This is a genomic window from Gordonia sp. YY1 (assembly GCF_009872315.1).
Taxonomy (GTDB): Bacteria; Actinomycetota; Actinomycetes; order Mycobacteriales; family Mycobacteriaceae; genus Gordonia; species Gordonia amicalis.
In genome coordinates this window covers 1-10,261 of record NZ_WXYI01000036.1, presented here as the reverse complement: position 1 = coordinate 10,261, position 10,261 = coordinate 1, and the positions used below count along the sequence as shown (strand labels likewise).

Here is a 10,261-nt window from a genome sequence, read left to right as displayed (position 1 = left end):
GAAGCTAAGCCCTCCAGCGCCAATGGTACTGCACCTTAATCAGTGTGGGAGAGTAGGACACCGCCGAACACAACTTCCACTGTGGCCCTTCACGACACCAATCGTGAAGGGCCACAGTGCATTTCACGGACTTGCGACGAACTCGCGCAGCAGAAGAGTGGGCTCGGGAGCGCTGTCAGTCGGAGCCCTTGGGCACGACGATCATCGGTACCGATACCGCTCGGAAGATCTTCGCGGCGGTGGTGCCCAGGAACAACGTGTTCGGGGCGGCCAGCCTGCTCGACCCGACCATCACCACATCACCGTCGTGCCATTCCAGCGCCCCGATCGCCTCTTCGATCGTCGCGCCTTGGGCGACGGTCGACGTCACCGGGAAATGCTCCGGCAATTGCTTTCTCGCTTCATCGAGAGTGCGCTGAGCATGTCGTCGGGCAGATTCGATCGCGGCGTCCTCGGGGACGTTCCGCCAGGGCTGCATGTCGTCGATCGCGAGAATCGAGACCAGCCGGATGGGCCGGTGCGCCCGGATACCGCTGCGGATCGCGGTCTCGAACAACAGCGGAGCTCCCGGCCGGTCCCCGATCGTCACGGTGATCTCACGAACCTCGTCGGCGCCCAGATGCGCGAACCCGGGCGGCGCGACCGCCACCGGGATCGGCGACGCGTGCAGGATGTCGTTGACGACCGTCCCCAGCGTGTGGCGGCCCCTGATCCCACCGCCGGCTCCGCCGATCACGAGAATGTCGGAGGCGGTGCGTCGTGCCTCGATGATGAGTCCCTCGGCGGGATTGGCGTGCTCGGCGATCGTCGTCGTGGTCTCGATGTCATCGGGGAGACGTGCGGCCGCCTCGTCGAGCCAGCGGCGCGCCGCGCTGTCCAGGGCGTCGGAGAGTCTCTCCACCGCGTCGTCGGCACCGGCCGGTTCCGGCGGGATGACGATGCAGATCTCGAGTTCGGCGTCGAATGTGCGTGCCAGGCACGCACCCAACGACACCGCGTCTTCGCCCCCGGAGGTGGCGATGTATGCGACGAGCAGCTTCATCGGTGCTCCCAACTGTCTCGGGGCGATCTCACTGGGCCCAGCCTAGTCACGTCCGTGCCCGATTCACCGTTGTTGAGTTCCTCGCGGCGTTCCCCATCGCGTCGGCTACCCGATCGCCCCAGGACACGCTTAGATTGGGCCATGGAATCCCTCGTCGACGGCTACCTCCGTCACATCATGGACGAAGTCCGCGACGACCGGTCCGGTAGCGTCGCCGACTACATCCCCGAACTGGCGGTGGTCGACCCCGAGGGATACGGATTGTCTCTGTGCGTCCATGACGGATACACGTACTCGCACGGGGACTCCGCCGAGACCTTCACCATCCAGTCGGTGTCGAAGCCGCTGACCTATGCGATGGCACTGCGGAAGCACGGCGTGACCGCGGTGGACGCCAAGATCGGCGTCGAACCGTCCGGTGAGGCCTTCAATGAGATCAGCGTCGACGATCGCCGCCGTCCGAAGAACCCGATGATCAATGCCGGTGCCATCTTCGCGGCGTCGATGCTGCTCCCGGCCTCCCGCGACGTGGGTCGCGTAGACGTCGAGGCGGCGTTCGCCGAGATCCTCGACTTCTACTCGGGCTGTGCGGGGAGGCAGCTCACGTTGGACGACGAGGTGTACACCTCCGAGTCGGTCACGGGGTCACGCAACCGCGCGATCGCCTACATGCTCGACAGCTTCGGTGCGCTCGAGACCGATCCGGACGCCGCGATCGACCTCTACTACCGGCAGTGCTCGATCCGCGTGACCACCGAGGATCTGGCCGGTATCGGCGCAACCATCGCCAACGGTGGCCTGAACCCACGCACCGGCCGCATGGTCTTCTCCTCCGAGATCGCGCAGCGTCTGCTCAGCGTGATGACCACCTGCGGCATGTACGACGGGGCGGGGGACTGGGTCACCTCGGTCGGACTGCCGGCCAAGAGCGGCGTCGGTGGCGGGATCCTCGCAGTCCTCCCCGGACAGCTGGGCATCGGCGTGTACTCGCCGCGACTCGACGAGCACGGCAACAGCGTCCGCGGCGTCGAGACGTGCTGGCACCTGTCGAAGGACCTCGGTCTGCACATGTTCAACGTGACCCGCGAGAGCCGGGTGACGATCCGCTCGGTCTACGACCTGGCCGACACCCCGGTGAGTACCGAATGGAGTGAACGCGAGCGCAGCTACCTCCGGACCTGCCGCGACAAGATCCGTGTCTACGAACTCCAGGGCGACCTGACGTTCGCCGGCGCCGAGAGCGTGCAGCGCCGCCTCGAGGCCGACATCGACCGCTACACGGTGGTCATCGTGGAGATCTCGCGTATCGGTGTCATCGATGCGGTCGCGCGGACGATGGTCCTCAGCATCAAGCGGCTACTCGACGACAGTGGACGCCGAGCCGCACTCGTCGATCCCGACGGCGTGGTGCGGGCCAGCGTGATCCGCCACCGTGCGGACGGCACCGCGCCCGACCTCGACGCCCCCGAAGACCTGAAGGGCTTCGATCCGGCGCTGCCACACGTGCACGCGACGATGGAAGATGCCGTCATCGACGCGGAGACCTTCATGCTGAAGCACTACTACGATCAGTGAGCGGCGCGGGCGCGTGAGTTCGCCGCGGCCGATGCCCTAGGGTGGGCTCGTGCGTCTCGTCATCGCGGAGTGTCAGGTCGACTACGTCGGGCGGTTGACCGCCCATCTGCCCCTGGCCAAGCGCCTGCTGCTGATCAAGTCGGACGGTTCGGTGAGCGTGCACGCCGACGACCGCGCCTACAAACCGCTGAACTGGATGAGCCCGCCGTGCTGGCTCACCGAGGCCGCCGTGCCCGAGGGCACCGCGGCGGAGGCGTATTGGGTCGTCACCAACAAGGCCGGTGAGGAACTGCGGATCACCATCGCGTCGATCGAGCACGACTCGAACCATGAACTCGGCATCGACCCGGGTCTGGTCAAGGACGGCGTCGAGGCGCATCTGCAAGAACTGCTCGCTGAACACGTGGAGACGCTGGGAGCCGGCCACACCCTCATCCGCCGCGAGTACATGACGGCGATCGGGCCTGTCGATCTGCTGTGCCGCGACGCCGCGGGCGGAACCGTTGCCGTCGAGATCAAACGCCGCGGCGAGATCGACGGCGTCGAGCAGCTGACGCGCTACCTGGAACTACTCAACCGCGACACCACTCTGGCCCCGGTGGCCGGCGTCTTCGCCGCACAGCAGATCAAGCCGCAGGCGCGGACGCTCGCCGAAGATCGTGGAATCCGTTGCGTCGTGCTGGATTACGAAGCCCTGCGCGGTGCGGAGAGCACGGAGTTCCGACTCTTCTGAGCTCCGCTCAGGCGTTGGCGCGGGCTTCCGGCGACAGCTTGCGATTGAGCAGTTCGAGGTCGTCGGTGTCGGAGAGCACGGTGTACTCGGAGTCCTCCGGCTGCGCCAGCAACTCGGGCAGTTCGTCGAGCTTGTCGCGGAGCTGACCCAGGTTGGCCGCGATCTCCTGACGGGCACGGTCGGCCGCGTGGGCCATCTCGCGGGACCGGCTCAGGCGTTCGCCGGCGATGTCGAGTGCCGTCTGACGGATGTGATTGGCCTCGTCGAGGGCCCGTTCGCGCTGGTCGGCGAGTTCGGCGTCGTGGCGTTCACGTTCGGCGGCGCGTTCGCGGGAGCTGATCGCCTCCAGCTCGGCGACCTCGGACTTCGCCTTCTCCACGATGCGGCGGGCCTCGTCGGCGGCCGCCTTCATCGTCTTGGTGTGCTCGGCCTCCATCGCCGCGGTGCGTTCGGCGATGAGACGCGCCGACTCGGACTCGTTGGCCGCGGCGGTCTCCTTGACCTGTCGGGCGCGCGCAGAGGCCTCGTCGACGAGCTTCTTCGCCGCCGCCTGCGCCTCGCTGCGGACCCGCTCGGCCTCGGCGGCCGCATCCGATCGCATGTCGGCGGCCTCCTGACGGGCGATCGACAGCGTCTCGGCGGCTTCGGCCGAGGCCTCGGCACGCATCTCCGAGGCCTCGTCGGATGCGAGTTGCAGCATGCGCGAGAGACGTTCGCTCATACCCTGCGCGGTGGTCGGCGGTACCGAGAGTTTGTCGATCTCGCGCCGGAGTTCGGCGATCTCCTCGCGCGCCTCTTCCAGATGGGCGGCGAGCTCGTGTGCGTTGGCGGTGGCGGCGTCGCGATCCGCGGCGAGAACCCGCAGCTCGGCGTCGAGTCGCTGAAGATGGTCGGCGACCTGCTCACGGTCATAACCGCGCATCACGATCGCGAAGGGCAATTGCCGTGCGGGACCTGGCATGCGGGCCAGTGTATCGGAGACGGCCGGACCCTGAAGCGCGGTCGGACTCAGGCTCGGTGCCGGTGTCGGCGTTCTCGGCGACACGGCCTCCGGCGGCGGCGCGTGGACATCCAACAGGGCGTCCACGCGCCGGCGCCGGCGTTCGTCCCGGAATGCCGGCCGGGAGTGAACGAGGAGGATTCAGTAAGCGCCCGAACGGCTTTCGGTTCGGGTCGGGCGGTCGGTTCTCAGTGTGCGGCGTCGGCGGCCGGCTCGACGAGCTCGAGCAGGACGCCGCCCGCATCCTTGGGATGGACGAAGTTGATCCGGGAGTTCGCGGTGCCCCGCTTGGCGGCGGGGTAGAGGACGCGCACGCCGGCCTCGGTGAGGCGGGCCATGACGGCGTCCACATCGGTCACGCGCACCGCCAGCTGCTGCAGGCCGGGGCCGCTGCGGTCGATGAACTTCGCGATGGTGGACGACTCGTTCAGCGGGGCGAGCAACTGGATCAGCGTGCCGCCGTCCGCCGGGCCGACCATGGCCTCCTCGACACCCTGCTCTTCGTTGGTCTCCTGGTGCAGCGTCTCGAAGCCGAGATGCGTCGCGTACCACTTCTTCGCGGCGTCGAGGTCGGGAACCGCGATGCCCACGTGGTCGATGGCCACGACCAGATCGGAGATCAGTGCGGTCGCGCCCTGGGGAGCGGCGGCGGGAGTGCTGGGGTCAGTTGCTGGGGAAGACATGAGACAACGGTAGCGTTGAGCCCAAGAGCGCACAGAGCGGGCGCTCGGTAGCTCCCCTGCAACACACCCCCCGGAGGTTCGTTTCATGTCCCCGAATGCCGACAACACCACGGTCATCGTCGCCGGCGCACGCACCCCCTTCGGCCGCCTCCTGGGCTCGCTGAAGGACTTCAGCGGCGTCGACCTCGGTGCGGTGGCGATCCAGGGCGCACTCGAGAAGTCCGGGGTCCCGGCCTCGGAGGTCCAGTACGTCATCATGGGCCAGGTGCTGACCGCGGGGGCGGGTCAGATGCCGGCTCGTCAGGCTGCCATCAAGGCCGGCATCGGCTGGGACGTCCCGACCCTGACCATCAACAAGATGTGCCTGTCGGGTATCGACGCCATCGCGCTCGCCGACCAGTTGATCCGCGCCGGGGAGTTCGACGTCGTCGTCGCCGGTGGCCAGGAGTCGATGACCCAGGCCCCGCACCTGCTGCCGGGCAGCCGCGGCGGCTTCAAGTACGGCAACACCGAACTCGTCGACCACCTGGCCTTCGACGGCCTGCACGACGCCTTCACCGATCAGCCGATGGGGGCGCTGACCGAGCAGGGCAACGACAAGGACGGCTTCACCCGCGAGCAGCAGGACGAATTCGCCGCCCGCAGCCACCAGCTCGCCGCCGCCGCCTGGAAGAACGGCGTCTTCGACGACGAGGTCGTGCCGGTCTCCATCCCGCAGCGCAAGGGTGACCCGATCCAGTTCGCCGAGGACGAGGGCATCCGCGCCAACACCACCGCCGAGTCGCTCTCGGGCCTGCGACCGGCGTTCCGCAAGGACGGCACCATCACCGCGGGCAACTCGTCGCAGATCTCCGACGGCGCTGCCGCCGTCGTGGTGATGAGCAAGGCCAAGGCCGAGGAGCTGGGCGTGACCTGGCTCGCCGAGATCGGTGCCCACGGCGTCGTCGCCGGACCGGACTCCAGCCTGCAGGCGCAGCCGGGCAATGCGATCGCCAAGGCTTGCGACCGCGAGGGCATCGCCCCCACCGATCTCGACCTCATCGAGATCAACGAGGCCTTCGCCGCGGTCGGCCTGGCCTCGACCCAGCAGCTCGGCGTCGACGAGGACAAGGTCAACGTCAACGGTGGCGCCATCGCCGTCGGCCACCCGATCGGCACCTCCGGCGCCCGTATCACCCTGCACCTCGCGCTCGAGCTGCAGCGTCGCGGTGGCGGCGTCGGCGCAGCCGCGCTGTGTGGTGCCGGCGGCCAGGGCGATGCGCTGATCATCCGCGTCCCGAAGGCCTGAGAGATCCGCTGAAGGAGACTTCTACGACACTTTGTCGTAGAAGTCTCCGCCGGCAGGCACAATGGGGAACATGCTGTCTTTCTTCGACCTGACCACACCCGCCAAGCGCTTCCGCTTCGTCGCCGTGGCGGAAGCCATCACCTGGGCGTGGCTGATCGTCGGGATGATCCTCAAGCGTGTCAACGACGACCCCGAGGCCATCGCGCTGCCCGGCGCCACCCACGGCGCCGTCTTCGTGATCTTCGTGATCGTCGCCCTGATCACGGCCTTCCAGCTCAAGTGGAATGCCGTGAAGTGGGAGCTGCCCCTGGGCGGACGCCGCATCGGGATCCCCATCGTGACGCTGCTGGCGCTCGCATCGAGCGTCCCGCCCTTCGGCACGATCGTCTTCGAGTGGTGGGCCAAGCGCAACGGCCACCTCGCCGAACTCTCGGCCGGCCGGTCACCCCAGCAGGCGACCGCCTGATCCGGACGTGATCCATTGATCGTCGCATTCAGCCTCACGCCCTCGGGCGGAACCGCCGTCGACGCCGACGGCGGGATGAGTGCGGCGGTCGCGGCCGCCGTGGAGGTGGTGCGGGCCTCTGGACTCCCGCACCAGACCACCTCGATGTTCACCTATCTCGAGGGCGACTGGGACGACGTGATGGCGGTGGTCAAGGCCGCTGCCGAGGCCGTCGCCGCCCATGCGCCGCGCGTCGGCCTCGTGCTGAAGGCCGACATCCGTCCCGGCCACACCGACGAACTGACCGGCAAGGTCGAACGGGTGGAACGCCACCTGGGTTCGGGCGCCTGAGTGCAGGTGCCCCAGACGACCGAACCTCGCCGATCCCGGCGGGCGGTCGCCTCGATCTTCGCCCTCAACGGCTTTCTCGCCGCCATGTGGGTGGCGCACATCCCGGTCATCAGCGACCGCACCGGCGTCGGCCACGACGAACTGGGCGGCCTGTTGCTACTCCTGGGCGGCTCCGCTTTCGTGGGCATGCAGGTGTGCGGTCCGCTGATCGACCGCTGGGGTTCCCGGCCGCTCACCGTCGCCGCTGCGGTTGTACTCGCGGCGGTCATCGTCACCCCGGTCCTGGCCGTCGACACGCTCACTCTCGGCGCCGCCCTCGCGGCCTTCGGTTTCGCCAATGGGTGCCTGGACGTGTCGATGAACGCCCAGGCGGTGGCCGTCGAGCGTGCCTACCGCCGGCCGATCATGTCGTCGTTCCACGGATGGTTCTCCTCGGGGAGCCTCCTCGGCTCCGGAGTGGTGGCGGCGACTCTGTGGGCCGACGTCGGGGTCGTGCCGACCGTCGCGAGTGCCGCCGTCGCCGGATTGGTGGTCGTCGCCGCGGTCGCGCGCGGTCTCGCCGGGCGCGACGAGTCGCCGACGACGTCGACGAACACCTCGTCGGGATCGTCGTCGGGATCGACGTGGTGGGACGGCATCGACCGGCGACGACTCGTCCTGCTCGCGATCGTCGCCTTCGGGCTCATGCTCGCCGAGGGCACCGCCTACGACTGGAGCGCCCTGCACGTCGTCGAGAGCTACGGGACCGGTGAGGCGATCGGCGCGATCGCCTTCGGCGCCTTCAGCGCGACCATGACGGTCTCGCGATTCGTCATCGACCCGGTGGTCGCCTCGGTGGGTGCGGTCCGCGTGGTGCGGGTCGGCGCACTCGTCGGCATCGTCGGCATGGCGATCGCGATCGTCTCGCCGGTGCCTGCGCTCGCCGTCGTCGGCTGGGCGGTCTTCGGTGTCGGACTCGCCGGGCTCATCCCGCAGATCTTCACCGCTGCGGGAAATCTCACCGATTCCGCGGGTGGCCGGACGATCTCGATCGTGGTCGGATGCGGATACCTCGGAATGCTCGCCGGACCCGCCGTCGTCGGGTTCATCAGCAGCCGAACATCTCTGAACACCGGCCTGCTCGCGGCACTTGCCGCGCTTCTGCTCGCCGTGTGCCTCGCCGGGGTCGTCCGTCCGCCGCAACGACCGGTGTCCGCGCTGGGCGAACCTCGGTCGTCGCACCCGGGTGGTCGTGCCACACTAGAGGGGTGACGCGACCAACCAATCGTCAGCAGGCCGCCGCGGCGGCCCGTCAGCAGGCTGCTGCCGCCATGGCCATGACCGGTGCCGTCGATCTCGGCGGGATCAAGGACCGGGCCGAAGCTCAACGCGCCCAAGCCCAGCGCGCGCAGGCACAGCGAGACCCGGCCCAGTCCGATCGATCCGACGGTGCCCAACCCGGTACACCGCCTCCCGGTGCGCCGCCCGTGGCATCCGGTGCGAACGTCATCGACGTCACCGAGGAGTCCTTCGAGGCCGAGGTCCTCAACCGGTCGATGCAGCAGCTCGTCGTCGTCGACCTCTGGGCCGAATGGTGCGGGCCGTGCAAGCAGCTGTCGCCGGTCCTCGAACGCCTCGCCGCGCAGTCCGGCGGTCGCTGGGTGCTCGCCAAGGTCGACGTCGACGCGAATCCCCGTATCGCGCAGGCGTTCCGGGTGCAGTCGATCCCGATGGTCGTCGCGATCGTGCAGGGGCAGCCGGTCACCGCGTTCAACGGCGTCCGTTCCGAGGCCGAGATCACCAGCTGGATCGACGAGATCTTCGCCCAGGTCGGTAACGCGCTGCCGGACGCACCCGCGGGTGCGGCCCCCGAGCCGGAGCAGTCCGATCCGCGCATGATCGCCGCCGAGGAGAAGCTCAACGACGGCGACTTCGACGGGGCACTTGCCGCATATCGCGCCGTCGCCGAAGCCGAACCCGAGAACGTCGAGGCGGCGTCGGCGGCACGGAACCTCGAGTTCATCCTGCGCGCGCAGGCCCACGACCCGAATATCGTCGAGACCGCGTCCCCGCGCGATGTCGACGCACAGCTCGCGGCCGCGGACGTCCTGCTGCTGTCCCAGCAGCCCGAGGCGGCCTTCGACCGGATCATCGACGTCGTCCGGGTCACCAACGGCGAGGAGCGCACCCGCGCCCGGACACGGCTGCTGGAACTGTTCGAGCTGTTCGACCCGGCGGAGCCCTTCGTCGTGACTGCTCGCCGGAAGCTGGCGAGCGCGCTCTACTGATCCGCACACCCACCCTTTTTCGGCAAATCCAGCCCCCTCCGACGCATCCTGTCAGGCTGTTTGTGAGACACCTGGCGGGGTGTGCGGGGATCGGAATGTGTGATGACTATCAGTGTCGAGGTCGGCCGAACCCCGAATGGGCAGCGGTCTTACCCGCTTGGTTTCAAGGTCGAGTTTTTGCAGTTGTGGGATGCGGCGACGCTGGAGCGCGGTGGCCGTGCCCGGTTGCTGCGCGAGCATGCTCTGTCGCGGGCCACGGTGCGGGGCTGGTTGCACGCCCGTGATCGGGGAGACTTTGAGGCGTCGATGGTGTCGGCAGCACTCAAGTCGAAAGGATCGCGCCGGGTGGATGCTCAGGAACGAGCCGAGTTGGCGCGGTTACGCGCCGAGAACGAACGGCTGAAGAAGAAGGTCGAACAGGCCGAAGCCATTCAAGAGATCATGGGAAAAGCTATCGAGCTCATGGACGGGATCACCGCGAGCTCGACGAGCGAGGAGGAGCAGATCCCACCGGCGTTGATGAGCGCCGAACAGTACCAGCAGTGGCTGCACCGCAAAGGACTGTCCTAGTCGAGACGGTCATCGCGTTGGCCGCAGCTGGGATGACGATCGCGGCGGCATGTGTGTGGGCGGGATTGCCGCGGGCAACGTTTTATCGCCTCACTCGCCGGTATCGGCACTACACACCGGTGACCGATCCGGTCCCGCAGCACGCCCGCCAACAGCCGGCGGCATTGACTGCCGGTGAGCGTGCCCAGGCACGAGCGGTACTCGAAGACGAGCAATACGCCGAGCTGTCAGTGTGCCAAACCTATTGGCGGGCTTTCGATGCCGGTCGGGTGCCGTGTTCGCAGAGCAGTTTCTACCGCATTGCCAA

General features: G+C 68.1%; 11 protein-coding genes and 2 pseudogenes. 10 read left to right on the top strand and 3 right to left on the bottom strand.

Annotation, left to right across the window (positions count from 1 at the left end; translation table 11 throughout):
- Positions 1-175: 175 nt before the first annotated feature.
- A complete protein-coding gene (locus BPODLACK_RS22775) occupies positions 176-1,042 on the bottom strand; it encodes a universal stress protein (RefSeq protein WP_159406293.1) in 867 nt (288 codons plus the stop codon).
- 141 nt (positions 1,043-1,183) lie between these two features.
- On the opposite strand from BPODLACK_RS22775, the gene glsA reads away from it, so the two are divergent.
- Together glsA and nucS are read left to right on the top strand one after the other, a co-directional pair.
- Positions 1,184-2,617 (top strand): glutaminase A, encoded by a 1,434-nt coding sequence (glsA, locus tag BPODLACK_RS22770; RefSeq protein WP_024499496.1) that lies wholly within the window; start codon positions 1,184-1,186, stop codon positions 2,615-2,617.
- Between the two features lie 49 nt (positions 2,618-2,666).
- Positions 2,667-3,350, top strand: a complete 684-nt coding sequence (gene nucS, locus BPODLACK_RS22765) for an endonuclease NucS (RefSeq protein WP_024499497.1) — start codon at positions 2,667-2,669, stop codon at positions 3,348-3,350.
- Between the two features lie 7 nt (positions 3,351-3,357).
- Here the strand turns inward: nucS and BPODLACK_RS22760 are convergent, their stop codons facing one another.
- Together BPODLACK_RS22760 and mce are read right to left on the bottom strand one after the other, a co-directional pair.
- Complete coding sequence (locus BPODLACK_RS22760; protein ID WP_024499498.1) at positions 3,358-4,311, bottom strand: hypothetical protein; 954 nt, start codon at positions 4,309-4,311, stop codon at positions 3,358-3,360.
- Between the two features lie 227 nt (positions 4,312-4,538).
- Positions 4,539-5,033: a methylmalonyl-CoA epimerase gene (mce, locus tag BPODLACK_RS22755; RefSeq protein WP_006437875.1), complete on the bottom strand. Its 495-nt coding sequence runs from the start codon at positions 5,031-5,033 to the stop codon at positions 4,539-4,541.
- A gap of 85 nt (positions 5,034-5,118) precedes the next feature.
- On the opposite strand from mce, the gene BPODLACK_RS22750 reads away from it, so the two are divergent.
- The 8 genes and pseudogenes from BPODLACK_RS22750 to BPODLACK_RS22720 all read left to right on the top strand — a co-directional run.
- On the top strand, positions 5,119-6,321 hold the full coding sequence (locus BPODLACK_RS22750) for an acetyl-CoA C-acetyltransferase (RefSeq protein ID WP_024499499.1): 1,203 nt from the start codon (positions 5,119-5,121) through the stop codon (positions 6,319-6,321).
- 70 nt (positions 6,322-6,391) lie between these two features.
- The gene (locus tag BPODLACK_RS22745) at positions 6,392-6,787 is read left to right on the top strand and encodes a DUF3817 domain-containing protein (RefSeq protein ID WP_024499500.1); all 396 of its coding nucleotides are present in this window, start codon (positions 6,392-6,394) and stop codon (positions 6,785-6,787) included.
- A gap of 15 nt (positions 6,788-6,802) precedes the next feature.
- On the top strand, positions 6,803-7,117 hold the full coding sequence (locus BPODLACK_RS22740) for a thiamine-binding protein (RefSeq protein WP_024499501.1): 315 nt from the start codon (positions 6,803-6,805) through the stop codon (positions 7,115-7,117).
- Positions 7,118-8,368, top strand: coding sequence for an MFS transporter (locus BPODLACK_RS22735; RefSeq protein WP_024499502.1), 1,251 nt, complete (start codon positions 7,118-7,120; stop codon positions 8,366-8,368).
- A 59-nt stretch (positions 8,369-8,427) separates the two neighbouring features.
- Positions 8,428-9,384, top strand: coding sequence for a tetratricopeptide repeat protein (locus BPODLACK_RS22730; protein WP_024499503.1), 957 nt, complete (start codon positions 8,428-8,430; stop codon positions 9,382-9,384).
- A 102-nt stretch (positions 9,385-9,486) separates the two neighbouring features.
- Complete coding sequence (locus tag BPODLACK_RS22725; protein WP_159406292.1) at positions 9,487-9,954, top strand: hypothetical protein; 468 nt, start codon at positions 9,487-9,489, stop codon at positions 9,952-9,954.
- Positions 9,927-10,055: pseudogene (locus BPODLACK_RS23970) on the top strand (IS3 family transposase); the annotation flags it as partial. The gene BPODLACK_RS22725 and the pseudogene BPODLACK_RS23970, both read left to right, overlap by 28 nt.
- An 18-nt stretch (positions 10,056-10,073) precedes the next feature.
- Positions 10,074-10,261: pseudogene (locus BPODLACK_RS22720) on the top strand (IS3 family transposase); the annotation flags it as partial.

Coding starts and splice junctions, on each gene's coding strand:
- BPODLACK_RS22750 (WP_024499499.1), top strand. CDS start 5,119: ATGTCCCCGAATGCCGACAACACCACGGTCATCGTCGCCGGCGCACGC.
- glsA (WP_024499496.1), top strand. CDS start 1,184: ATGGAATCCCTCGTCGACGGCTACCTCCGTCACATCATGGACGAAGTC.
- BPODLACK_RS22745 (WP_024499500.1), top strand. CDS start 6,392: ATGCTGTCTTTCTTCGACCTGACCACACCCGCCAAGCGCTTCCGCTTC.
- BPODLACK_RS22725 (WP_159406292.1), top strand. CDS start 9,487: ATGACTATCAGTGTCGAGGTCGGCCGAACCCCGAATGGGCAGCGGTCT.
- mce (WP_006437875.1), bottom strand. CDS start 5,033: ATGTCTTCCCCAGCAACTGACCCCAGCACTCCCGCCGCCGCTCCCCAG.
- BPODLACK_RS22760 (WP_024499498.1), bottom strand. CDS start 4,311: ATGCCAGGTCCCGCACGGCAATTGCCCTTCGCGATCGTGATGCGCGGT.
- BPODLACK_RS22775 (WP_159406293.1), bottom strand. CDS start 1,042: ATGAAGCTGCTCGTCGCATACATCGCCACCTCCGGGGGCGAAGACGCG.
- BPODLACK_RS22730 (WP_024499503.1), top strand. CDS start 8,428: ATGGCCATGACCGGTGCCGTCGATCTCGGCGGGATCAAGGACCGGGCC.